The sequence below is a fragment of the Pseudoalteromonas sp. S554 genome, from assembly GCF_005930865.1.
GTDB classification, from domain to species: domain Bacteria; phylum Pseudomonadota; class Gammaproteobacteria; order Enterobacterales; family Alteromonadaceae; genus Pseudoalteromonas; species Pseudoalteromonas marina.
Map to the genome: position 1 here is coordinate 1 of NZ_PNDV01000040.1, position 23,080 is coordinate 23,080.

At 41.0% G+C, this 23,080-nt stretch carries 23 protein-coding genes; 18 read left to right on the forward strand and 5 right to left on the reverse strand.

Features of this window, described 5'->3' with window-relative positions:
* Positions 1-288 precede the first annotated feature (288 nt).
* Positions 289-903, forward strand: a complete 615-nt coding sequence (locus tag CWB65_RS10360) for a trimeric intracellular cation channel family protein (RefSeq protein ID WP_010557634.1) — start codon at positions 289-291, stop codon at positions 901-903.
* 34 nt (positions 904-937) lie between these two features.
* Positions 938-2,446, forward strand: coding sequence for a YifB family Mg chelatase-like AAA ATPase (locus CWB65_RS10365; protein ID WP_138740519.1), 1,509 nt, complete (start codon positions 938-940; stop codon positions 2,444-2,446).
* A gap of 33 nt (positions 2,447-2,479) precedes the next feature.
* Here CWB65_RS10365 and CWB65_RS10370 read toward each other — a convergent pair whose 3' ends face one another.
* Both CWB65_RS10370 and CWB65_RS10375 read right to left on the reverse strand, forming a co-directional pair.
* Positions 2,480-3,184 (reverse strand): response regulator transcription factor, encoded by a 705-nt coding sequence (locus CWB65_RS10370; RefSeq protein WP_006791373.1) that lies wholly within the window; start codon positions 3,182-3,184, stop codon positions 2,480-2,482.
* A gap of 184 nt (positions 3,185-3,368) precedes the next feature.
* A complete protein-coding gene (locus tag CWB65_RS10375; protein ID WP_138740520.1) occupies positions 3,369-5,864 on the reverse strand; it encodes an alpha/beta hydrolase family protein in 2,496 nt (831 codons plus the stop codon).
* 84 nt (positions 5,865-5,948) lie between these two features.
* On the opposite strand from CWB65_RS10375, the gene CWB65_RS10380 reads away from it, so the two are divergent.
* From CWB65_RS10380 to CWB65_RS10405, 6 genes are all read left to right on the forward strand, one after another.
* A complete protein-coding gene (locus CWB65_RS10380) occupies positions 5,949-7,025 on the forward strand; it encodes a hemolysin family protein (protein ID WP_138740521.1) in 1,077 nt (358 codons plus the stop codon).
* 121 nt (positions 7,026-7,146) lie between these two features.
* Positions 7,147-8,163, forward strand: a complete 1,017-nt coding sequence (locus tag CWB65_RS10385; protein WP_138740522.1) for a metalloprotease — start codon at positions 7,147-7,149, stop codon at positions 8,161-8,163.
* A gap of 143 nt (positions 8,164-8,306) precedes the next feature.
* A complete protein-coding gene (locus CWB65_RS10390) occupies positions 8,307-9,548 on the forward strand; it encodes a beta-barrel domain-containing protein (RefSeq protein ID WP_138740523.1) in 1,242 nt (413 codons plus the stop codon).
* Positions 9,549-9,741: 193 nt separating this feature from the next.
* Positions 9,742-9,900, forward strand: a complete 159-nt coding sequence (locus CWB65_RS10395; protein WP_138740524.1) for a class IIb bacteriocin, lactobin A/cerein 7B family — start codon at positions 9,742-9,744, stop codon at positions 9,898-9,900.
* A gap of 8 nt (positions 9,901-9,908) precedes the next feature.
* On the forward strand, positions 9,909-10,091 hold the full coding sequence (locus CWB65_RS10400; protein ID WP_024594667.1) for a hypothetical protein: 183 nt from the start codon (positions 9,909-9,911) through the stop codon (positions 10,089-10,091).
* A gap of 368 nt (positions 10,092-10,459) precedes the next feature.
* Complete coding sequence (locus CWB65_RS10405) at positions 10,460-12,598, forward strand: peptidase domain-containing ABC transporter (protein ID WP_138740525.1); 2,139 nt, start codon at positions 10,460-10,462, stop codon at positions 12,596-12,598.
* 48 nt (positions 12,599-12,646) lie between these two features.
* Here the strand turns inward: CWB65_RS10405 and CWB65_RS10410 are convergent, their stop codons facing one another.
* Positions 12,647-13,957, reverse strand: a complete 1,311-nt coding sequence (locus tag CWB65_RS10410) for a short-chain fatty acid transporter (RefSeq protein ID WP_138740526.1) — start codon at positions 13,955-13,957, stop codon at positions 12,647-12,649.
* Between the two features lie 178 nt (positions 13,958-14,135).
* Here CWB65_RS10410 and CWB65_RS10415 point away from each other — a divergent pair, with 178 nt between their 5' ends.
* Both CWB65_RS10415 and CWB65_RS10420 read left to right on the forward strand, forming a co-directional pair.
* Positions 14,136-15,203 carry a potassium channel family protein gene (locus tag CWB65_RS10415; RefSeq protein ID WP_010557641.1) on the forward strand — a complete coding sequence of 356 codons (1,068 nt, stop codon included), beginning with the start codon at positions 14,136-14,138 and terminating at the stop codon, positions 15,201-15,203.
* Positions 15,203-15,406, forward strand: coding sequence for a PLDc N-terminal domain-containing protein (locus CWB65_RS10420; RefSeq protein ID WP_006791365.1), 204 nt, complete (start codon positions 15,203-15,205; stop codon positions 15,404-15,406). The genes CWB65_RS10415 and CWB65_RS10420 overlap by 1 nt, the downstream gene beginning before the upstream one ends.
* 16 nt (positions 15,407-15,422) lie before the next feature.
* Here the strand turns inward: CWB65_RS10420 and CWB65_RS10425 are convergent, their stop codons facing one another.
* Complete coding sequence (locus tag CWB65_RS10425; protein ID WP_008129557.1) at positions 15,423-15,884, reverse strand: EVE domain-containing protein; 462 nt, start codon at positions 15,882-15,884, stop codon at positions 15,423-15,425.
* A 77-nt stretch (positions 15,885-15,961) separates the two neighbouring features.
* On the opposite strand from CWB65_RS10425, the gene tesB reads away from it, so the two are divergent.
* The gene (tesB, locus tag CWB65_RS10430; RefSeq protein ID WP_006791363.1) at positions 15,962-16,819 is read left to right on the forward strand and encodes an acyl-CoA thioesterase II; all 858 of its coding nucleotides are present in this window, start codon (positions 15,962-15,964) and stop codon (positions 16,817-16,819) included.
* Between the two features lie 19 nt (positions 16,820-16,838).
* Here tesB and plsB read toward each other — a convergent pair whose 3' ends face one another.
* A complete protein-coding gene (gene plsB / locus CWB65_RS10435; RefSeq protein ID WP_138740527.1) occupies positions 16,839-19,277 on the reverse strand; it encodes a glycerol-3-phosphate 1-O-acyltransferase PlsB in 2,439 nt (812 codons plus the stop codon).
* Between the two features lie 419 nt (positions 19,278-19,696).
* Between plsB and rpsJ the strand changes: the two genes are divergently transcribed.
* Genes rpsJ through rplV form a run of 7 tightly spaced genes read left to right on the forward strand, consistent with a single transcriptional unit; the run spans position 19,697 to position 23,073 of the window.
* Positions 19,697-20,008, forward strand: coding sequence for a 30S ribosomal protein S10 (gene rpsJ / locus CWB65_RS10440; RefSeq protein WP_002957900.1), 312 nt, complete (start codon positions 19,697-19,699; stop codon positions 20,006-20,008).
* A gap of 27 nt (positions 20,009-20,035) precedes the next feature.
* The gene (rplC, locus tag CWB65_RS10445; RefSeq protein WP_006791361.1) at positions 20,036-20,671 is read left to right on the forward strand and encodes a 50S ribosomal protein L3; all 636 of its coding nucleotides are present in this window, start codon (positions 20,036-20,038) and stop codon (positions 20,669-20,671) included.
* A 17-nt stretch (positions 20,672-20,688) separates the two neighbouring features.
* Positions 20,689-21,294, forward strand: coding sequence for a 50S ribosomal protein L4 (rplD, locus tag CWB65_RS10450; protein WP_006791360.1), 606 nt, complete (start codon positions 20,689-20,691; stop codon positions 21,292-21,294).
* Positions 21,291-21,593 carry a 50S ribosomal protein L23 gene (gene rplW / locus CWB65_RS10455; protein ID WP_006791359.1) on the forward strand — a complete coding sequence of 101 codons (303 nt, stop codon included), beginning with the start codon at positions 21,291-21,293 and terminating at the stop codon, positions 21,591-21,593. Before rplD ends, rplW begins: the two co-directional genes overlap by 4 nt.
* Positions 21,594-21,608: 15 nt before the next feature.
* Complete coding sequence (rplB, locus tag CWB65_RS10460) at positions 21,609-22,433, forward strand: 50S ribosomal protein L2 (RefSeq protein ID WP_006791358.1); 825 nt, start codon at positions 21,609-21,611, stop codon at positions 22,431-22,433.
* A gap of 15 nt (positions 22,434-22,448) precedes the next feature.
* Entirely contained in the window at positions 22,449-22,727 is a 279-nt protein-coding gene (gene rpsS / locus CWB65_RS10465) for a 30S ribosomal protein S19 (protein ID WP_004588689.1), read from the forward strand.
* A gap of 13 nt (positions 22,728-22,740) precedes the next feature.
* Positions 22,741-23,073: a 50S ribosomal protein L22 gene (gene rplV, locus CWB65_RS10470; protein WP_006791357.1), complete on the forward strand. Its 333-nt coding sequence runs from the start codon at positions 22,741-22,743 to the stop codon at positions 23,071-23,073.
* Positions 23,074-23,080: the final 7 nt, after the last annotated feature.

Below are 23,080 nucleotides of genomic sequence, written 5' to 3' on the forward strand. Positions count from 1 at the left end.
AAAATTCAGTGAAATGGGTAACTCGTCGGTCTCAGCTCTCCATTAGCCAGCAAAGGTCGTCGGTTCACTTTATATAAGCTCAGGCTCCCGCAACCACTGAAATAAAAGCACTATTAAAGTGATATGCTAAAAGCATGTTTTTTATGTCTAAAATTCAGTAATTTTTAATAGCAAAGCTGTTATTACATTTACCACATATACTATACCAATCATTTTAAATTCGTTATTACTTAACACCTCGTGCTGGGTATGTTAAAACGGCTGAAATATTTTTAAGTGTACTTTTACATGACAGAACTGTATCACTGGTTTGATTTAATCGGCATTGCTGTGTTTGCTATTTCAGGCACATTAGTGGCCTACGAAAAAAAAATGGATGGTTTTGGGGTGGTAGTATTAGCAACAGTGACCGCTATTGGTGGGGGAACTGTTCGCGATGTGATTCTAGACGTTCCTGTATTTTGGCTACATGATCAAAGCTATTTTTTTGCTATTTTAGCTGCTGTACTTATTACATCTCGGCTTATTAATAAGCAAAAGTCTATTCCGTATTACACACTTCAAATAGCAGACGCATTCGGTTTGGCTTTTTTTGCTGTAATGGGTACTCAAAAAGCACTACTTGCAGGTATGCCAGAAATGACTGCAATCATAATGGGAGTCATAACGGCTTGTTTTGGAGGCTTAATACGTGATGTACTCGCTCGCGAAATCCCTATGTTGTTAAAAGGAGAGCTCTATGCCATTACCTGTATTGCGGGTGGTATTGTTTATACACTCAGTATGTATTTTTCATTTGTGACTGAGCTGGCGATGGTATTGGCAATGTTGATGACATTATTCTTACGTTTTTCAGCAATAAAATGGAAAATCACATTACACGTTTTTAAATATCCTGACTAAACTTACTTAATCATAGGATTGATTAGGATAAGGAATGTCATTAGCTCGTATCTATTCTCGTGCTCAGGTGGGTATTAATGCCCCTGAAGTTATTGTAGAGGTTCACTTAGGAACTGGTTTACCCGCATTCCACATTGTAGGCCTTCCCGAAGCCTCTGTTAAAGAGTCAAAAGACAGAGTGCGCAGCGCGCTTGAAAACTCTCAATTTGGTTTTCCTGATCAACGTATTACTGTTAATTTAGCCCCAGCTGATTTACCCAAAGACGGTGGCCGGTTTGATTTGGCCATTGCCGTAGGCATTTTGGTAGCATCAGGGCAAATAGTGTGCCCTGATATTCATAAATATGAGTTTTACGGTGAGCTTGCACTCAACGGTGAGGTACGCGGAGTAAATGCTATTTTGCCCTCTGTGCTTGCAGCTAAGGAACAAAACCGCTGCTGTTTTTTACCCATAGCTAATGATAGCCTGGCAAGCCTTGTAAATGGCGTAAAGCGTAAAGCGGTAAGCTCTATTCAAGAAGTATGGGGTGATTTACTAAACCAACAGCCGTTGCCGTTAAATATAGAGTATCCAGACTGTACGCAAGCACCTGACTTTTTACTCGATTTGAGCGACGTAAAAGGCCAGCCCGGGGCTAAACGTGTATTAGAAATAGCCGCTGCAGGCGGGCACAACCTGCTATTTTTAGGTCCACCGGGAACCGGTAAATCAATGCTTGCTCAGCGAATGGCCACAATAATGCCGGCTATGTCTGACGATGAGGCACTTTCAACTGCCGCACTTTATTCAATTATTGGTCATTCAATCGATTTAACAAACTGGCGGCAACGCCCTTTTCGTAATCCTCATCATACCTGTTCGGCGGTTGCATTAGTAGGTGGGTCATCAAACCCTAAGCCGGGTGAAATTTCGCTGGCACACAATGGGGTATTATTTTTAGATGAACTACCAGAGTTTGAGCGTAAAGTACTCGACTCCCTTCGTGAGCCAATGGAAACCGGTACGGTAACTATTTCGCGTGCGGCGCGGCAAATGGAGTTTCCTGCACAGTTTCAGCTCATTACAGCGTTAAACCCCAGTCCTACGGGAAGCCATACCGATAAACGAGCAACACCCGATCAGGTTATACGTTATTTATCTCGTGTTTCAGGCCCTTTTGTTGACCGTATTGATTTGCAAATAGAGCTACCACGGTTAACCAGCGTTGAACTGCAAAGCACTAAGCAAGAAGAAACCAGTGCACAAGTACGTGCACGGGTAGAAGCAGCTTATTACATACAGTTAAAACGCCAAGGCAAAGTGAATGCGCGGCTAAATAATAAAGAGATGAGTATTCACTGTGAGCTTGCCCCAGCAGAACTGCAGTTTTTGGCTAAGGCCAGTGAAAAGCTGTCTTTATCACCGCGCTCTTACCATAGAGTTGTTAAGGTAGCGCGTACGATTAGCGATTTAAAAGGGAATGAAAAAATTAGTTTAGACGATTTAAAAGAGGCATTAAATTACAGAGCCTTTGAACGATTAATTGCTCAACTTACTAAGTAGCTAAAATTGAGGCTAAACTGTTTTTACTAGCTGCTATAAAGAGAGCATATAACCTTTACCGCGCACAGTGACAATACGCTTTTGATCTTTTTCATCGTTTAGTTTTTTACGTAATCGACCAATAAGAACATCGACTGTACGATCGTTAGGGCTCCAATCTGGTTGGCCTATTTCTTCAGATATTTTTTCACGTGAAGTGGCTTTACCTGCATTACTTATTAAGCAAATAAGTACTTTGTGCTCTGCTTCAGTTAAACGTGATTCAACACCCGAGGAGGTAATAAGGGTGCGATTATCGGGGTGTAATTTAAAGTCGGCGTATTCAATAAACTCTTCACTTTCGTCGCTATCCATATTAACGGCAACGCGTTTATACAAAGCGCGCATGCGCAGTTCAAGCTCAAGCAAATCAACAGGCTTACAAATATAGTCGTCAGCACCTTGGGCAAGGCCTGCTATTCGATCTGCTTGTGAATCACGACTAGAAAGCACAATAACACCAATATCTGTTAGTGTGTTAAGTTCTTTGGCGAGCTGAAGGCCGTCTATTTTAGGCAGTACAATATCAATAATAGCGAGGGTAAATGCATCACGCAGGTTTACTCGCTGCCTAACGATGCTCAATGCATCAGCGCCAGTTGAGTCTACTTCTATTGTAAATTCGGTCTCTGCAAAGTGATTTTGAATGCGTTTAACGAGTATTTCATCGTCTTCAACCAATAAAACATTAATAGCCATAGTACTTTATTTTAAATGCTTGTAGCTTTGTATGGTAGCACCATTAGGTAAATACTGAGAAGGGGTTACATGCTAGTTTTAAGTAACTTAATATTTCAAAAATATTAAAATAATTATAAAAAAATCAAAAAAGCGCCCCATATTCAAGGGCGCTTTTCATAAAGATATAAAATTCCGGTTTAAATTACTTATTTTCGTACATAGAATCCCACCATTGTGGTTCGTCTTTTAGTTTTTTATCAAAAAATGCCAACATAGTATTCCACCAGTTAAAGCGTTTATCGCGCGCAAAAATTTGATGATCAGCACCTTTGTACTCAATAAGCTCCACGTCTTTATTTAGTAGTTTAAGTGCGGTGTACATTGTTAAGCTCTCGCCTACGGGTACGTTAGTATCACTGTCACCATGAATAAGCAGTAATGGTGTGGTTACTTTGTCTGCATGAAATACCGGACTATGTTGGCTATACAGATTGGCGTTATTCCATGGGAAGCTGTTTTTAGATGCTTCACCAGAGTATAAGTAGCCCCACCACCCTTCGCCCCAATAAGAGGTTAAGTTTGAAATACCCGCGTGGGAAATAGAGGCGCTAAATAAATCGGTTTTTGTTGCCAATAGCATGGTCATAAAGCCACCATAAGAGGCACCTAAATTACCGACCTTAGTGTTATCTACGTAGTCGTATTGTTTCAAAAAAGCCTGTGTTCCTTCGATAATATCGTCGGCGGTGTAATCACCCCATGCATTGACGTGTTGTGCTGAGAACTTTTGTCCAAAACCAGTCGCGCCAGTAGGTTGCACTACATAAACCACATAGCCGTTTTCGGCCCATAAGTTAAATGGGTAACGGCCAGTAAAACCACGGGTAACGGGTGATGTACCACCGTAATAATAAACAAGAGCAGGGTACTTTTTAGTTTTATCTAGGTTACTTGGCACATAAACACGCCCGGTTATTTCAACACCACTTTTATTAGTAAAGTTAAATTCTTCAAGGGTGGGTATTGTTGTATTGGCATAAGCAATTGGTTTTGAATCCCAAATAAGATCGGTTTTGTTTTTACTGATATTAAGGCGTTTGAGCTGTTGCGGTGCTAAAGCACTTGTGCCGGTGATTAACACTTGTGAATTGCGCCCATGTGAAACGCTAAATTTTTCTACAATATCCACATTGGTATTTAACTTTTTAAAGCGCTGCTTACTGAGGTCGAATAGATACAATGGCTGAGTGTCTTTTTCGGTCACTTTAAGTACCGCATCGCCGTTTTCTAATACGCTTAGCTGACTAATCGATGGGTCGAATTGTTTACTGAGCGCAGTGACATTTTTTCCGTTGTTAGTTAACAGGTAAAGCTGTCCGTCGTAGTTATTAGCAAGCATTGACTTTGGCAACGCTCTGCCAGCGCCATTTTTAAAGTCGGGACCTGCAACAACATACACGTCTTTGTTTGCGTATTTTGCTTGGTTAAATGTTTTAAATTTACCAAGTGACAAGAGCTTGTTTGATTTTATATCCAGCTCGACGAGCTCTGTCTCAGGGTGAGTAGACGCTTGCATAGCCATAACCGAACGGCTCATTAATATTTTTCCACGCGTACTATTTAAATCTTCAAAGCTATGAGAAAGCGGGCCTTGGCTAAGTGCTTTTGTTAAGCCACTTTTAGTATCAAGCATATAAAGTTGGCTGGTGGTGCGCGCGTATGACCAACGATCTTGAAGGCCTTTATAATGCTTGGTTAAGTTGTTGCTACTCTCTGGTGATTTTGACCAGCTAAATACTAGGCTGGTGTCGTTAAAAAAGGTGAAGCCACTGGCGCCGGCTAAGTCGTTTGCCAGTGTTTTAATGGCTAAACTTTTTCGATTAAGTTGTTTAAGCTCACCCTTTAATAAATACACTAAGTACTGATTATCTGGGCTCCAAATAATGTTGCTTGGTTGCCCATCTTCAAATCGATATACAGTTGAGTTGTCGGTATTTTTTAACTCGGTAACCAAGTTGGCTTGATTTTGAGTTTTATCGTCGTAAGTGCGCTTAGTGGTTATGTATTGCTCTGCGTTAGGCGCTAAAGATATATTACTCATGGTTGGCGCATCAAACAGTTGCTTTGCTGATAAGCGCTTTGTGTATGATGTATTTAGCGTAATTTTATCAGTGTCACTCTTAGGGGTGAAATCAATAACCACATCATTCCAGTTTGCGACTTGTTGCGCCAAAATAATAACGCTGTGGGTAGAGTTAGTTAATGCAAGCTTATAACTGTTTTTATCCCCTTTTTGGGGTTCGCCATTAATAAATAATTGCCCCTTTTCAATCCCTTTTAATGTTAAGGTGCCTTGTGTAAAACGCTCTGTTTCAATATTAAATTTTAGTGCTTGCAGTCCGCCAAGGGTGAGTGCGCTTACTTTATTGAATGGCTGCCAGCTTTGTTTTTTACCGAAAATAGAAAAACTGTCTGAGTTTGCTTGTAATTGTGGCAAAAGGTTGTTGATAATGGCTGAGCCATGCGGCGTTTGAAAAGGTTTTAATTGCATATCTTCGGCCAAGGGGCCGATAAACTGAATTTTTGATTTGTCCAATGGTTCAGCAATTGCTGCAAAGCTTAAACTGCTAAAGGCTAATAAACCTAAGGCTCGTTTAAATTGCTTGTTGCGGTAAAACCAAGGTGCATTAAATTTCATTATTGTGCCTGTTATTATTGGGTATTTGGTCAAATATAGCATGTATTGTTACCATGCTCACATACCCAATATAAAGGAGAAAAAGTGACTTTACTGATTGTTTATATGGTTGTGGCCATTGTTATTTCGTTTTTGTGCTCTGTGATGGAAGCGGTGCTGCTAAGCATTTCGCCAAGCTATGTTGCATCACTCAGAAAAGAGCAGCCTGTGCTTGCTAAGCAGCTTGAAAAACTAAAAAATAATATAGATCAGCCACTGGCAGCCATTTTGACTTTAAACACCATCGCGCATACAGCGGGTGCAGCGGGTGTAGGAGCGCAAGCGGCCGTGGTTTTTTCTGATGCTGCAGTGGGGATTGCCTCAGCAATTATGACCTTACTGGTATTAATCCTTTCTGAAATTATTCCAAAAACTCTGGGTGCTAATTACTGGCGAGCCTTAACGCCAAGTGTTACCTACTCTTTACGGTTTTTGGTAATTTCGCTAAAGCCCTTTGTATGGTGTGCGCAAAAGTTAACAAACCTAATGGGGCCAAAGCACGACGAGGCTTACTATATTCGCCAAGAAATAGAAGCCATGGCCGATATTGGCACTGAATCGGGCGCTTTGCACGAAGATGAGTCTGAAATTATTCGTAATCTTTTACATTTTAGGCATGCAAAATTGTCTGATTTAATGACGCCGCGCACAGTTATTTTTAAAGTACATAAAGACTTAACAGTAAACCAATATTTAAATGAGCACGGTTCGTCATCGTTTTCCCGCGTATTAATATTTGATAAAGATGCCGACGACATTGTCGGTTTTGTGCATAAAAACGATATTATGTTGGCGTATCATCGTTTAGGCACCGATTATAAAATCAGTAAACTGATCAAACCAATCTATACAGTACCCACATCTCAAAATGTATCGTCATTATTGCAAACGCTACTAACTCAGCGTACGCACATATGTTTAGTCGTGGATGAATACGGAGAAGTGCGCGGCATAGTAACGCTTGAGGATATGATTGAATCACTAATGGGCTTAGAAATAGTCGACGAACGCGATCAGTCAACCAATATGCGTGCAGTGGCAAAGCAACGCTGGCGTAAGCGTTTGGCCAGCAGTGCGCATATTGTAAGTGAAGAAGACGAACATCCTGAAGAAGAAAAGTAGCCTTTCGCTCGCAACGTTAGCTATTGTTAGGTACTTAAATTTAATACAATAGTTAACGTCTGCCCTCGTGTTTTTTTAGCCAAACGGTATACTAGCGCGATTATTTTAAATGGCTTTAATTATGATAAGAATAGACCTCACCTTGGCTGATCAGCCATTTTCATTAATGGTTTCTGGGCAGCAAATAGTACAAGTATTTCATAACCAGCAAGCTATTGCGTTTGATACTCCTCGAGAACATTACTATCAATTTAACTTTAAAGATAAATTAATAGGCATAGATACCAGCACAACTGCCGAGCAAAGTATTTCGTTATTTGTAGATGAGCAATTTGCTACTCAGCTCGCTTTACCAGCCCCAGTTAATGGTGAACCTAAAAGAGGTTTTTTAGGTTTTGCTGCGTTAGGTTTTAAACTATTTAAAAGCGCAAAAGTAGTAAAGGCTGCGTTGGCAGGTGCATCTGTTGCTGGGTATGCCTGGTTATTTAGCATTGAATTTGCGCTTATGCTTATTGCGTGTTTAGTGGTGCATGAGTATGGGCATGTAAGAGCTATGAAGTACTTTGGCATAAAAACCAAAGGTATTTACTTAATCCCATTTGTGGGTGGCTTAGCTGTCAGTGACGATAAAATAACAACCCGCTGGCAAGATGTGGTCATATCGCTCATGGGGCCTGCTTTTGGCTTAATAACCTCTGTGTTGGGTGTTGTTTTATATTACGCCACGGAGATGGACATATTTGCCGGTGTTGCGGTATTAAGCGCACTACTTAACTTATTTAACTTACTGCCTATTTTACCGCTAGATGGTGGGCATGTATTAAAGAGTATCAGCTTTTCTATGCGCTCATGGATTGGACTAAGTGTATGCTTGCTGGGTGTGTTTTTTGGCTTATGGCTTAGTTATACATTTGGCTTAATGTTACTGGTGTTCTTTTTATTTGTTGGCGCATTGGAAATTATATTTGAATGGCGCGGACGACATTACTCGCATTTAATACCACTAGATAAATACGGACAAGGCTTTTCAGCGGTCATGTACGCACTTGTAGTTGCAGGGCATGTAGCAGTGATGATGCATTTTGCAGATTCTGACAACCCAATACTTAGTTTGCCGATGACGATTTTATCTAGTTAACGACAAAAAACAGTATGGTAAGTTTAAAAAATGCGCAGGTTTCGGTTTTTTTGTTCGGTTATTGCTCTTTTTAAAGGTTTTTGTATGTTTGTTGTTTTTTTGTAACTGGAGATGTAGTGTTCTGATATCAGGGTTGTTCAGGGATGTTATTTAGAAAGGAAGCTATCGCTCAGCAAAGTGAGCGTTTAACGGGGGCGATTACCCTCGCCCAACCTTTATCAATAAAATTAACTGTGCTTATTTTGGCTTGTGTGGCTATTGCAGTTATTAGCTTCTTGTTTACTGCTGAATACTCTCGTAAAGAAACCGTGCGCGGGTTTTTAATGCCCAACAAAGGGGTGATCCAGAGCTTTGCTAATCAAGGCGGCATGATTGAGCAGTTATTTGTACAAGAGGGTGATGCTGTTATAAAAGGTCAGCCACTGGCGACTATTATTGTACAACAAAATAACAGCCAAGGGGTTGCATTAAGTACCCAGCTTGTTGAGCAGCTAAGTATGCAAATACAGCTGCTTAATGACGAAATCACACAAAATCATACCTTACAAAAGCAAGAGTCACTAAACTTGCAAGCGCAAAAACGTGCACTGACTAATGAACAAGCTGCATTACAAAGCCAGCTAAAACTTACCGATGAAAAACTAGCACTACTTAACCGCCAGCAGAGCAACCTTAATCAACTTAATAAAAATGGCTTTTTATCAAACATAGAGCGCGAGCAACAACAGCAAGCCCTGCTAGATGCCAAACAAGAAAAACAAAACCTAGCGCGTTTGCTGATGCAGCAAGAAAACCAGTTAAGCCAACTAAGCTTTAACATTGCCAACGTACCCCAGCAGTATACTTTGCGTATAAATAGCCTTAAACGCCAGCAAGCGGATATTCAAAACCAGCTCACACAAATTAAAAGTAACTATCAATACACCATCACCGCAAGTAATAGCGGTACGGTTACTGGGATTCAAGTGGTTGAGGGTGAAACGCTCACCCAAGCCAAACCGCTACTGCATATTATTCCCGAAGGTTCTGAGCTAGTAGCAGAGTTGCTGCTACCAACACGCTCAGCAGGTTTTATACAGCTTGGTAACGATACGCGTTTGCGCTTTGATGCCTTTCCTTATCAGCGCTTTGGCTTCATTAACAGTAAAATTAGTCGGATTGATAAGGCGCTTATTACCCCAAACGAAATACGCTTGCCTATCGCACTGCAAGAGCCAGTATACCGCTTGCGAGCAACACTCAGCCAACAACAAATGCAGGCTTATGGTAAGGCATTTGAGCTTAAAAGTGGCATGTTGTTTGAGGCAGATATTATGCTAGAGCAGCGCACATTAATTGAATGGTTACTCGAGCCACTGTATAGCCTAAAAGGACGGGTAAGTTAATTGTAGCAACAAAGAAAAATTTAAAAGTTCTGGTGGTTTGCTAAATGCAAACAACCGATAAAGACGGCCAGCTTTAGTTAACTTTAGCGAGCAGCTAAAGCCAGCCTATTAACCGCTCACCTTTATTGAAGGGGAGCATATTAACAACCCGACGACTTAACTAAAAAGCGTCGGATACATGGAGTATAACATTATGCGTGAATTAAACGTAAATGAAATTCAAGAAGTGAATGGTGGAGTTGTATTTTTAGTTCCCCCATTATTAACATTCGCTGTTAAAGTTACAGGGATTAGCATTGGTACAATTGCTGCATCTATTGCTACCTTCTCAGCATATCAGTCATTGAAGTAGGGGGATTTATGAGAGAGTTAACTGCGAGTGAATTGACTCAAGTTGATGGTGGTGTTTCTAGTCGCACTGTTGCAGCTGGTGCTAGAATACTTGGTCGTGCGTTGTTGAGTGGAATTGCTATCGGAACAGGTGTTGGTATTGCGGTTGGTGTGGCAATGATCGCATATGATGTTTATCAAATGCAAAAGTAAACATTTTTTAAGGCTACTTTGTAGCCTTTAATTTATTTCAATGTAAGGTACTAAGATGAATGCAATTATTAAAAAACCTTATAGTTTTTCAATCTCATTAGTCTTTCTAATATTAGGTGCGTTTCTTGTTAATGATGGAGAGTTTATTTTTTCTGGCTTATTTTTTGTTCTGGGTTCCTTTAGCTTATTTTATTCAATTATTAGGCTTAATTTAATATTATTTCAAATATTTCAGATTTTTATATATATAGGTATTGCAAGTTTCTATATGGTTATCATATCAGCATTAAGTTTTTCCTTATTTATTATTGCAGGACTTTCAATACTAATGCTTCACCTCACACTCAAGTACGTTCGTAAGATAGAGTATGAATAATCTAAATTTCTCTATAGGCAAAAGCACCCCTCTACTACTCCAATCCGAAATAGCTGAATGTGGCCTTGCTTCTATGGCCATGGTGGCGTGTTATCACGGTCATAGGCTGGATATGCCAGCCATGCGTAAGCGCTTTTCGGCTAATTTAAAGGGGATGAACTTACAACAGCTGATTGAGTTGGGTGATAACTTGGGACTCGCCAGTCGTGCGCTACAATGCCCACTTGATGAAGTCCATAAATTACAAACGCCCTGTATTTTACATTGGGATTTAAATCACTTTGTGGTGCTGACCAAAGTATCTGGTAAAGAAGCTGCAGCTAAGTTTGCTATTAACGACCCTGCTGTGGGTAAGCTTAGTTTAAGCGCGGAAGAGTTTAGTAAACACTTTACCGGCATTTGTTTAGAGCTGACTCCAACCAGCAAGTTTGAAGCCAAACAAGAACAAGCAAGAATGAAGTTTACTCAGCTTTGGAGCACCATGAAGGGCTTAAAGGCAGGGTTGCTAAAACTGATTGCGTTATCACTGGTATTGCAATTATTTGCTTTGATGACCCCTTATTACATGCAGTGGGTGGTGGATGAAGTACTAATTAGTTTTGATGAATCGTTATTAACGGTGCTTGCGATGGGGTTTGCGCTGATTGCGATTATTTCCGTGGTGACTAATGCGGTGCGCAGCTGGTTGATTTTACGGCTTTCGAGTTTGCTCAATATGCAAATGGGTGTGAACTTACTTAGGCACTTATTACGCCTTCCCATGAATTATTTTGAGTCACGCCATGTTGGCGATATCGTCTCACGCTTTGGCTCCTTGGCCCAAATACGCGAGCGCATAACTACAGGGTTTGTCGAAACACTGGTTGATGGCGTCATGGCTATTACCGTCCTCTTTATGATGCTAATTTATTCGCTGAAACTCACTGCGGTCGTTGTCGGTGCAATTGTACTATATACCTTAGTGCGTTTGGCGCTTTACAGGCCACTGCACCAAGCCACTGAAGAAATGATCCAAAACTCTGCCAAAGAGCAATCAAACTTTTTAGAAAATATTCGCGGTATGCAAACCATCAAACTGTTTGGTAATGAATCGCAGCGCCAAGGTATTTGGCAAAACCGCTATGCAGAGGTAATAAATAGTGAAATCCGTTTAGGGCGGTTAAACATCAGTTTTGATTCATTTAATAAGCTGTTATTTGGCCTTGAAAATGTATTGGTGATTTACTTTGCTGCATTACTAGTTATGAGCAATAGCTTATCTGTTGGTATGGTACTGGCGTTTATTGCTTATAAAAACCAACTGACTAGCCGCTTTGCTAATTTAATTGAGCAAATTATTCAGTTTAAAATGATGCGCTTACACCTTGACCGTATTGCTGATATTGCTCTTACCAAGCAAGAGGCTAATCGTGACGGTGAAATAGTCTATAGCGGTGATGACGAAGGTAAAGTAAAAGGCCAACTGACGCTTGACAATATTTGCTTTAGTTACAGTGAAGAGCAAGCGCCGATTTTAAATAATGTTAACTTAACGCTGAATGCGGGTGACTCGATTGCGATTACAGGCCCATCAGGTGCGGGTAAAACCACCTTGATGAAAATTATGCTCGGGTTATTACAACCTACCTCAGGTAAAGTGCTGCTTGATGGTAAAGATATTACCCAGCTTGGCCTTAAAAATTACCGCAAACAAATAGCTGCCGTGATGCAAGATGACACGCTATTAGCAGGCTCAATCGCCGATAACATCAGCTTTTTTGACCCACAGCCCAATTACCTAAAAATAGAGCAGTGCGCCCATCATGCGGCAATTCATGATGATGTCACCAAAATGACGATGGGTTACAACTCACTAGTGGGTGATATGGGTTCAAATTTATCCGGTGGGCAAGTACAGCGATTGTTACTGGCGCGAGCGTTATACCAGTCGCCCTGCGTGTTGTTTATGGACGAAGCAACTAGCCATTTAGATAAAGATAACGAGGCGAAAATAAGTGAGCAAATTCAGCACTTACCAATCACACGGATTATGATTGCTCATCGTCAAGAAACTATTAATATGGCTGGCAAAGTCTATCACTTAAATGAAGGTGAATTAGTGGATTTAGACCAGCAAAGTGAGAGTGCTTAAAGCGATGAAGGTGTGCGTATATTGCACGCCTTTTTATTATGTTTACAGTTAGTAAAAGCTCAATACCAGCGATATAAACACCCCAGTAATAATTAGTTGTACCACGCAAAAGCCCATAATATCTCTTGCCTTTAGGCCCGCTATAGCCAATACGGGCAGTGCCCAAAAAGGTTGAATTAAATTGGTCCACGCATCGCCCCATGCCACAGCCATAGCAACACGGGATATATCGGCGCCCAGCTCTTGCGCTGCGGGTATTACAATAGGTGCCTGTACAGCCCATTGTCCGCCACCGGAGGGCACAAACATATTAACGAGTCCTGCACTAATAAAACTATAAAATGGCAAGCTATCGGCATCCGCAATGGCAATAAAGCCTTGTGATATTTGTTGTGCTAATCCTGTATCGACCATGACCGCCATAATACCGGCATAAAAAGGGAACTGAATTACAATTCCCGCACCACTCGGAATTGCTTGTTGTAAGCTATTAAGCACATTGTGAGGAGTTTGATGTAGCGTAATAGCTAAAAATAAAAACAGGGCAATTACACTATTGAGGTTTAAGCCGCCACCAGAGATAAAAAAGTAATAGCTTAAGTAGGCAAGCCCCATTAAGCCAATGCCCATACCTAGCAGTTTGCTTTGTTCTAAATGTTGCGAAGGACGCGTTATTTTACTTGTTGCAGGTGTGCGGGTGTTTAATAGGGTTGGATCGATATAAACGCTGTCGTTGTCATTGGGTAACATGTAGCGATTTACTAATGGGACGATAATAAATAAACCAATCAAAATGGCAATATTAAAACCTGCAAATAAGGTTTGATCTGTACTCACAATACCCATACTTGCCTGTGAAAAGTGTCCTGGTGTTGCAATAGTTAGCGGAATTGAACCTGCAAGGCCGCCATGCCATACAACAAAGCCAGTATAGGCACTAGCTACTAATAATCGATAATCTACACGGGTATGTTTTGCAATAGCTTTGGCAAACAATGCACCAATAACAAGGCCAAATCCCCAGTTTAGCCAGCTCGCTAAAAGTGAGATAAAAGTAACTAATATAATTGCTTTAGGCGCGGTGTTGGCTAAGGTTGCTAGTTTCTCTAATACTTTGCTAATGAGAGGTGTACTTGCCAGCATGTAGCCTGTAATAAGTACAAGCAGCATTTGCATAGCAAAGCTCAATAGGTTCCAAAACCCATTGCCCCACGCGTGCAGTACATTAATACTGCTGGAAGGGGTAAATATACTGGCAGCGGCAAATGTAATAAGTGTAAGCAAAATTACAAATATAAATGGGTCGGGTAGGTAACGCTCAACCAGTTTTGTAAATGGGGTGGCTATTCTATTAAGCATAAAAATACAGTTTAGTGTTTGTTTGTAGATTAATTAATCACGAAATGTGGTTATGTGCAAATCACAATTAGTATTACAGGGGACAGTTTTATACTGTCTATACCTTAAACGTTGATTAAAACTAAGGCATACAGTAACGTACTGTTTATAGATAATTTAATAACAAAGATTTTGTATTATGCCGGTGATATTTAAAAGGTTAGCGTTACTTGTTCGCGCTCATATTGATCAATTGAGCTGGCAAGCAGTGACCTTTGCAATTTTAACTCATATGCTCGTAACCTGGTTGCTACTGTATGCTGCTAATGAACAGGCGTTAACCTCTATAACCACTTTTTTTTACTATTACACAGTGACAACGTCAACAGTAGGATATGGTGATTTTAGCCCGACAACAGAGCTTGGTCGATGGGTGGTTGCTTTAATACAAATTCCGTTTGGTTTAGCTTTATTTGGTGTTTTGCTTGGAAAAGCAGGGCAAACTGTTACTTATTTAATTAGGCACGCTATGACTGGTGATAAAGATTTTGCTCACAGTAATAACCACATCATTATTTTTGGTTGGCACGATACCAGAACTAAAAAAATGATTGATTACATTTTGGCGGATACAAAGCGCACTGAACGTCGTATTTTACTCGCGGTAACAGAGCAGATGGATCATCCGTTTTTAGCAAATGAGCAGGTTGATTTTGCGCGTCTTTCTAGCTTTACTGATTTAGCAGAGTTAGAGCGTGTAGCAATAAGTCACGCCGATAAAGTAATTATTGATGGGCAAGACGACGACCAAACATTTACTACTGCGCTGCGTATTAGCCGCTTAGTAAAAGATGAGTGTCATATTAGTGCTCACTTTTTAGATGAAACCAAGGTCGATATGCTACTGGAGCATTGTCAAAATATAGAATGTAGCAGTGCTAAGTCGGCTGAAATATTAGTTCGTTCAATGCAAGACCCCGGCTCTAGTCGAGTACAAGAAGAACTGCTTTCTACATTACATGGTGATACACAATTTAGCTTAAAAGTACCCAGTGGCTGTAAGGAAATGGAATTTGGCACCTTGTTTCATCATTTTAAAAGGCAGCACGACGCTATTTTGTTGGGTGTTGCACATAACTTGAGTGCTCAAAATATGGACTTAAATCCACCTTTGGATTATAAAGTGAGTGAAGGTGATATTCTCCACTATATTTCTGTTGAGCGTGTATTGAGCGGCGAAGTTGATTGGTCAAGCTTGGAAAAATAATGAATGAAGTTATATTTTTAATTGTTATTTTAAGTGCGTACATTTTACCTGTAGTCATTGTACTAAACAGTAAACGTACGCAAGGCCACGAAAAAAACGGTTGGCTCATCGGTATCATCTTTTTTTCGTGGTTAGGGCTCATTATGTATTTTGCCATTGTGCCCAAGCACGGGCACAAAAAGAAAAAAGCAGTAAAAAAATAAGTACGGCGTTACAACTTTACTCTTTAGCCATATTCATAATTTCATTCCAATCATGCTCTGTTACGGGCATAACCGATAATCTTCCTGCTTTTTTTAGTGCCAACTCTGTAATACTGTCGTTTGCTTTTATAGATTTTAAGCTAACCATTTTATTCAAATGTTGGTGGTAGGTTACGTCAACGACTACCCAACGCGGTGAATCGCTGGTGGCTTTAGGGTCATAATAATCGCTATTTAGGTCAAATTGAGTAGGATCTGGATAGGCTGCGCTTGTTATCTTTGCTATACCCGCTACACCTACGTTTTTGCAGCTTGAGTGATAAATCATCACTAAATCGCCTTCTTTAACATCATCACGCAAAAAGTTTCGGGCTTGGTAATTTCGTACACCTTCCCATAATGTTGTTTGATTAGGTGCGTGTTTTAGGTCGTCAATTGAAAAAGCATCGGGTTCGGTTTTAAACAGCCAGTAAGCCATAGTTGTATTCCTAACAAAGATTTACATAGTTGTAGTCTATAGTATCATTAAGTTATTAGGGAATTGAGGAACATATAATGAGCCAAGTTTTAGATGATTTATTATCGTTATTAACACTTGAAGAAATAGAGCAAGGGTTATATCGAGGGCAAAGCCAAGATTTGGGTTTTAGAGCTGTTTTTGGTGGTCAGGTTATGGGGCAAGCGCTATCAGCAGCGAAGGAAACCCTTCCGGCTGGACGTATTGTTCACTCTTTACATTCTTACTTTTTACGCCCAGGGGATGCTGCTAAACCTATCGTTTACGATGTTGAAACTATTCGCGATGGCAAAAGCTTTAGTACCCGTCGTGTAAGTGCAATTCAATACGGCAAGCCTATTTTTTATATGACTGCATCTTTTCAGGCGGTTGAAGACGGACTTTCGCATCAGGCAACGATGCCAGATGTACCGCAACCGGAAGAGCTACGTTCGTCGCTTGAGTTTTATCAAGAAAATGCTGAGCATATACCCGAGGTGATTCGTAATAAATTTATTCGCGAAATGCCTATCGAAATGCGCCCTGTGACATTTCATAACCCCTTTAAACCAGAAGCGATTGAGCCAGTTAAACATATTTGGTTTAGAGCAAATGGTGATATGCCCGATGATCAGCGTATTCATAATTACCTATTGGCTTATGCGTCTGACTTTGAGTTTTTACCAACGGCATTACAGCCGCATGGCGTGTCGTTTATGCAGCCAAATATGCAGGTTGCAACAATTGACCATGCAATGTGGTTTCATCGCTCGTTTAGATTAGACGACTGGATTTTATACACCATAGACAGCCCGAGTGCGAGCTCAGGCAGAGGGCTGGTAAGAGGGCAATTTTTTGATCGCCAAGGCAACTTGGTTGCCTCAACAATTCAAGAAGGGGTTATGCGTCAGCGCTAACCCTATCTATGTATAGCGGCTAGTTACACTGGTCTTGAACAATGTCGCTAATCGATTGCCATATACGGGCAGGTAGCAATGTTTTAAGTTGTGAATAGGTTTCGCACAATTGCGTACTGCCCACCAAGCCATTGTCGCCTTCTGTAACAAGCCCTTCACCACGTAAGTTATCGATAAAACCAACCAGTACTTTTTTATCAAAAAACTCCGGTGTTTTAATGCCGTGTAACGTGCCTAAGCGATCTGCTAATACTTGGCTTTCTCGCTCAAGCTCAGCCTTTTCAATGCCATTACTCGTTTGTATAAAACCAATCACAATGGCGTAGCGTTGCAGAGTGAAGCTCAATGCTCGCCCTAGCATTTCTAATTTTGCTAAGCAGTCGTTGGTATTAGTAATGTGTATATTGTCGCCATCAAATTCAATTAAGTTTTGATCAGCAAAATTGGCCAAGATACGCGTAATGTAGTTTTCATCAAGGGGCTGTAAATACCATTCTTTGGCAAATAGCGGATAAAACGAATGTACTAATTGTTCACATTGCTTAATTGTTGTTGTGTGCTGCTTAAATAAGTGCAATGCCAACAAGCTAGGCACCGCAAATAGATGCAAAATATTGTTACGGTAATAATTAAAGAGTGTTTTTTCTTTATCGCTAATGGCAATAATTTCGCCAAACTCATCACTTATCACATCAAATTTGTTAAGTTTTAAGGCATGTGTAAGAAGTTGCTCAGGCGTTTCGTCAGGCGCAGTTACTTTATCGCTATAACTTGCATCACGCTGCAGGCGTAAGTAAAAATCGAGCTGAGCTAATAGCTTTGGTTTACTTAAAGCGTGCTTGTCGTTTACTAGCAATACCATTGCTAATAAGTTAACAGCATTTAATGCAGCTGCATTATTAATTTTAACCATAACTTGGTCTGCTAAGGCTGCAACTTGTGGGCCTAACCACTGAGGTTTTTGTACGTTAGTTGGGTGAACCGCGTCGCGCCAGTCGGGTTGGTTATCATTTAAATATTGGTTAACCGAAATAGGATCGCCAAAATTTAGGTAACCACGTCCGTAGTTTTTAAGGTTTTTTATCGCTTTAAAAATACCAAATACCGACTCGCCTTTCTTATCTTTTCCAGCAAGCTCTTTAAGGTACGTATTTATTTCCATGACATGTTCGTAGCCAATATACACAGGGACTATTGATACTGGTCGATCGATACCGCGTAGCATGGCTTGAAAGGTCATTGCAAGCATACCTGTTTTGGGCGGTAACAAACGCCCAGTACGGCTACGCCCGCCTTCTGTGTAAAACTTAACTGAGTAACCTTTAATAAATAACTGACTCAAATATTCTTTAAAAATAGCTGAGTACAGTTTATTGCCTGCAAACGAGCGGCGAATAAAAAACGCACCCGAGCGGCGAAATATGCCACCGGCAGGAAAAAAGTTAAGGTTAACACCTGCGGCTATATGCGGTGGCACCAAACCTAAATGGTAAATAGAGTAAGTAAGAAGCAAGTAGTCCATATGGCTACGATGACAAGGCATGTAAATAATTTCATGGCCTTTATTAGTTAGTTCATGCAATTGCTCTGTGTGTTTTATGTGTATGCCGTTGTATAGCTTATTCCAAAGCCATGTTAAAAAGCGATCAGCAACGCGTATCATTGCTTCAGAATAGTTTGCGGCTATTTCATCAAGTAGCTTAAGCGCATTTTGACGAGCTTCGGTTTGGCTAATATTTTTAGCTTTTGCTTCATCTTGAATGGCTTTTTTTATTGTTGGTGAAGCAAGAAGAGAGTTAAACAATTGCTCGCGCGATGGCATTTTTGGGCCTGTGGCTGCCAGTTTTTGACGCTTAAAGTGAACCCGGGCAACACGTAGTAATTTTTGTGGTAGCTCATTTACATCAGCTTTTTCATTTACAATAAGTGATAAGTCGAGTGGTTGGCTAAAGCGAATAAAGTTGTCGCGACCAGAAAACAACACAACAAAAAACTTTCTAAACCAGCTTGGTGTAACCGAATGCGTTATTAAAGTACGTAATCCTGGTTTTTCTTTACCTGGATCGCGTCCCCATAAAATAGTTGCAGGTATCACTTGTACATTTTTTTGGCCACTATTTATAAGGTGATCAATTATTTGTTTGCCTTGTGCCAGTGCATTGGTTGGTTTTGCTGTATCGCCAAATAAAGGTGGTGGATTTTTAATACCAATAAATCGCTCTAAATGTTCATCACCTAATATTTGCTCTTCAGTAGGACTAGGTAAGCCGTGTTTTTTACAAGCATGAGCCAGCGCCGCAAGATCAAAACGAGAGTTTAAGCGCACTATATAAAATGTAGGGTAATCAGGATTTAAATCGTACTGTTTAATAGGGTTTTCTGGAAGGACTTTGCTTTTAACAAATAAGCGACTGAATCCAGCAGATAAAACGTTTAAACAATAATTAAAAATACGCATCGACTCACCATATTGAGGGTGTTAAAAAGCAAAATTAGCGTGATAGGATACCATATTATCTAAAAAATCGCTTCTTTACGAAATGAGATTAGTTAATGCAGCTATTGACCCGCATTGAAAAATTTAGTTCCAGTATAGTCACACAATATAAGCTGGCACTTATTTAGACGAATTAATCATTGATACTTTGTTTTGAATTAGTTGTTGCATTTATCACCAATACCTCTATAATACGCAGGCTTTCAAAATTCCCCCGGGAACTTGGAAGGATAAATTAAGCTTGGATTTCAAGCTAATAAACAGGAGTTCCGATTTGGAACTCAACGTAGATATAATCAAACAGCCGACATCTTAATAATTAAGATTGTTTCGGTCGTTTTTTTATGCTCTTTTAAATGCTCTTTATATTGAGGTTAAGAATGTCAAATCAACGCATTCGTATTCGCCTAAAAGCTTTTGACCACCGTTTGATTGACCAATCAACGGCAGAAATCGTGGAAACTGCGAAACGCACTGGCGCACAAGTACGTGGTCCAATCCCACTACCTACACGCTTTGAACGTTTTACTGTACTTACTTCACCGCACGTAAACAAAGATGCGCGTGATCAGTACGAAATCCGCACCCATAAACGTCTGATAGACATCGTAGAACCAACTGACAAGACTGTTGACGCGCTTATGCGTTTAGATCTTGCTGCTGGTGTTGATGTTCAAATCAGCCTGGGTTAATCGGAAGATTAGAGAGGTTTTAGGAAAATGGCATTAGGTCTAGTCGGTCGTAAAGTGGGTATGACACGAATCTTCACTGAAGATGGTGTATCTATCCCTGTGACAGTTATTGAAGCGACACCTAACCGCATTGCTCAGATCAAATCTGACGCAACAGACGGTTATAACGCGCTTCAAGTAACCGCAGGCACTAAAAAAGCAAGTCGTGTAAACAAAGCTTCAGCGGGTCACTTCGCTAAAGCTGGCGTTGAAGCGGGTCGCGGTCTGTGGGAATTCCGCCTTAACGGTGGTGAAGGCGATTTTGAAGTAGGCGCAGAGCTTACTGTTGAGTTATTCAACGAAATCAACAAGGTTGACGTAACCGGTACTTCTAAAGGTAAAGGTTTCCAAGGTGGTGTTAAGCGCTGGAATTTCAGCATGCAAGACGCTACACATGGTAACTCTCTATCTCACCGTGCTCCTGGTTCAATCGGTCAAAACCAATCACCTGGTAAGGTGTTTAAAGGTAAGAAAATGGCCGGTCATATGGGTGCTGAGCGTGTAACGACTCAAAACTTAGAACTAGTTCGCGTTGACGCTGAGCGTAACTTGCTTTTAGTGAAAGGTGCAGTACCTGGATCTATCGGCGGTGACGTTATCGTTAAACCAGCTGTTAAAGCATAAGTCCTGGAGATTTAGTGATGGAATTAGCAATCAAAGACGCTTCTGGCGCTCTTGAAGTTTCTGAAGCTACTTTTGGACGTGAGTTTAACGAAGCATTAGTACACCAAGTAGTTGTTGCTTACGCAGCAGGTGCTCGTCAAGGTACTCGTGCTCAGAAGACACGTTCTGAAGTAAGCGGTGGTGGTAAAAAACCATGGGCTCAAAAAGGTACTGGCCGTGCACGTGCTGGTACAATCCGTAGTCCAATTTGGCGTTCAGGTGGCGTTAGCTTCGCAGCTAAACCACAAGACCACAGCCAAAAAGTAAACCGTAAAATGTACCGTGGTGCGATCAAAAGCATCCTATCTGAACTAGTTCGTCAAGAGCGTTTAATCGTTGTTGAAAGTTTTGGTCTTGAAGCACCAAAAACTAAAGATCTAGTAGCTAAGCTAAAAGAGCTTGAGCTTAAAGATGTACTTATCGTGACTGAAGAAGTAGATGAAAATCTTTTCTTATCAGCACGTAACCTTTATAAGGTTGACACGCGTGATGTAGCTGGTATCGATCCTGTAAGCTTAATTGCTTTCGACAAGGTACTTATTACAGCCGCTGCTGTTAAGCAACTTGAGGAGGCGCTAGCATGATCCGTGAAGAACGTCTTTTAAAAGTGATCCTTGCTCCACACATCTCTGAAAAAAGCACAATTGCTGCTGAAGAAAACAACACAATTGTTTTCAAAGTAGTAAATGACGCAACTAAAGCTGAAATTAAAGCAGCAGTTGAGAAGCTTTTTGAAGTAGAAGTAACGGGTGTTCGCACACTTAACGTTAAGGGTAAAACAAAACGTACTGGCATGCGTTTCGGTCGTCGTAGCGACTGGAAGAAAGCTTACGTTACTCTTAAAGAAGGCAGCGAGCTAGACTTTGTCGGCGGCGCCGAGTAATAAGGGGATAGAATTATGGCACTTCAAAAGTGTAAGCCTACTTCTGCGGGTCGTCGTCACCTAGTTAAAGTGGTTAACTCTGATTTACATAAGGGTAAGCCATACGCACCACTTTTAGAGAAAAACTCTAAATCAGGTGGTCGTAATAACAATGGTCGTATTACGGTTCGTCATATCGGTGGTGGTCATAAACATCATTACCGTTTAATCGATTTTAAACGTACTAAAGATGGTATTCCAGCTACTGTTGAACGTTTAGAATACGATCCAAATCGTAGCGCAAACATCGCTCTTGTATTATATGCAGACGGTGAGCGTCGTTACATTATCGCACCTAAAGGCTTAAAAGCTGGTGATGCAATCCAGTCTGGTGTTGATGCACCAATCAAAGCTGGTAATGCACTACCAATGCGTAATATGCCTGTAGGTTCGACTGTTCACAACGTAGAATTAAAACCAGGTAAAGGTGCACAAATCGCACGTTCTGCTGGTGCTTACGTTCAAATTCTTGCACGTGATGGTCAGTATGTAACATTACGTCTTCGTTCAGGCGAAGTACGTAAAGTTGAAGCTGATTGTCGTGCTACACTTGGTGAAGTTGGCAATGCTGAGCATATGCTTCGTTCACTTGGTAAAGCAGGTGCAAACCGCTGGCGTGGTATTCGTCCGACAGTTCGTGGTGTTGCCATGAACCCGGTTGATCACCCACACGGTGGTGGTGAAGGTCGTACTTCTGGTGGTCGTCATCCTGTGTCTCCATGGGGTAAGCCGACTAAGGGTGCGAAGACGCGTAAGAACAAGCGTACGGATAAATTTATAGTACGTCGTCGTACTAAGTAATATTGAGGAATAGCCATGCCACGCTCTCTCAAGAAGGGTCCTTTTATAGACCTACACTTGCTGAAGAAGGTAGAGAAAGCTTTGGAAAGCGGTGAGAAAAAGCCAATTAAAACTTGGAGCCGTCGTTCAATGATCATACCTAACATGATCGGATTGACCATTGCTGTCCATAATGGTCGCCAGCACGTACCAGTTTTCGTTTCTGACGAAATGATCGGTCACAAACTAGGTGAATTTGCACCAACTCGCACTTACCGTGGCCATGCTGCGGATAAGAAAGCGAAGAAACGTTAAGAGGGGAAGATAAATGCAAGCATTAGCTAAACATAAATTCGCCTCTGGTTCGGCGCAAAAAGCACGTCTAGTTGCAGATCAGATCCGCGGGTTACCTGTCGATCGCGCACTAGAAATCCTGGCGTACAGCCCGAAAAAAGCGGCTGTATTAGTTAAGAAAGTACTTGAGTCTGCTATTGCTAACGCAGAGCATAACGAAGGTGCTGACATTGATGAGCTTCGTGTAACTACGATCTTTGTGGACGATGGTCCTACAATGAAACGTATTATGCCTCGTGCTAAAGGACGCGCAGACCGCATCCTTAAGCGTACAAGCCATATCACTGTTATGGTTTCAGATAGCTAGGAGTATA

Coding starts and splice junctions, on each gene's coding strand:
- CWB65_RS10365 (WP_138740519.1), top strand. CDS start 938: ATGTCATTAGCTCGTATCTATTCTCGTGCTCAGGTGGGTATTAATGCC.
- CWB65_RS10390 (WP_138740523.1), top strand. CDS start 8,307: ATGTTATTTAGAAAGGAAGCTATCGCTCAGCAAAGTGAGCGTTTAACG.
- CWB65_RS10425 (WP_008129557.1), bottom strand. CDS start 15,884: ATGGCTTACTGGCTGTTTAAAACCGAACCCGATGCTTTTTCAATTGAC.
- CWB65_RS10370 (WP_006791373.1), bottom strand. CDS start 3,184: ATGGCTATTAATGTTTTATTGGTTGAAGACGATGAAATACTCGTTAAA.
- plsB (WP_138740527.1), bottom strand. CDS start 19,277: ATGCGTATTTTTAATTATTGTTTAAACGTTTTATCTGCTGGATTCAGT.
- rplV (WP_006791357.1), top strand. CDS start 22,741: ATGCAAGCATTAGCTAAACATAAATTCGCCTCTGGTTCGGCGCAAAAA.
- rpsJ (WP_002957900.1), top strand. CDS start 19,697: ATGTCAAATCAACGCATTCGTATTCGCCTAAAAGCTTTTGACCACCGT.
- CWB65_RS10385 (WP_138740522.1), top strand. CDS start 7,147: ATGATAAGAATAGACCTCACCTTGGCTGATCAGCCATTTTCATTAATG.
- CWB65_RS10410 (WP_138740526.1), bottom strand. CDS start 13,957: ATGCTTAATAGAATAGCCACCCCATTTACAAAACTGGTTGAGCGTTAC.
- CWB65_RS10360 (WP_010557634.1), top strand. CDS start 289: ATGACAGAACTGTATCACTGGTTTGATTTAATCGGCATTGCTGTGTTT.
- CWB65_RS10420 (WP_006791365.1), top strand. CDS start 15,203: ATGAATGAAGTTATATTTTTAATTGTTATTTTAAGTGCGTACATTTTA.
- rplD (WP_006791360.1), top strand. CDS start 20,689: ATGGAATTAGCAATCAAAGACGCTTCTGGCGCTCTTGAAGTTTCTGAA.
- CWB65_RS10375 (WP_138740520.1), bottom strand. CDS start 5,864: ATGAAATTTAATGCACCTTGGTTTTACCGCAACAAGCAATTTAAACGA.
- CWB65_RS10395 (WP_138740524.1), top strand. CDS start 9,742: ATGCGTGAATTAAACGTAAATGAAATTCAAGAAGTGAATGGTGGAGTT.
- rpsS (WP_004588689.1), top strand. CDS start 22,449: ATGCCACGCTCTCTCAAGAAGGGTCCTTTTATAGACCTACACTTGCTG.
- CWB65_RS10400 (WP_024594667.1), top strand. CDS start 9,909: ATGAGAGAGTTAACTGCGAGTGAATTGACTCAAGTTGATGGTGGTGTT.
- tesB (WP_006791363.1), top strand. CDS start 15,962: ATGAGCCAAGTTTTAGATGATTTATTATCGTTATTAACACTTGAAGAA.
- CWB65_RS10405 (WP_138740525.1), top strand. CDS start 10,460: ATGAATAATCTAAATTTCTCTATAGGCAAAAGCACCCCTCTACTACTC.
- rplW (WP_006791359.1), top strand. CDS start 21,291: ATGATCCGTGAAGAACGTCTTTTAAAAGTGATCCTTGCTCCACACATC.
- rplC (WP_006791361.1), top strand. CDS start 20,036: ATGGCATTAGGTCTAGTCGGTCGTAAAGTGGGTATGACACGAATCTTC.
- rplB (WP_006791358.1), top strand. CDS start 21,609: ATGGCACTTCAAAAGTGTAAGCCTACTTCTGCGGGTCGTCGTCACCTA.
- CWB65_RS10415 (WP_010557641.1), top strand. CDS start 14,136: ATGCCGGTGATATTTAAAAGGTTAGCGTTACTTGTTCGCGCTCATATT.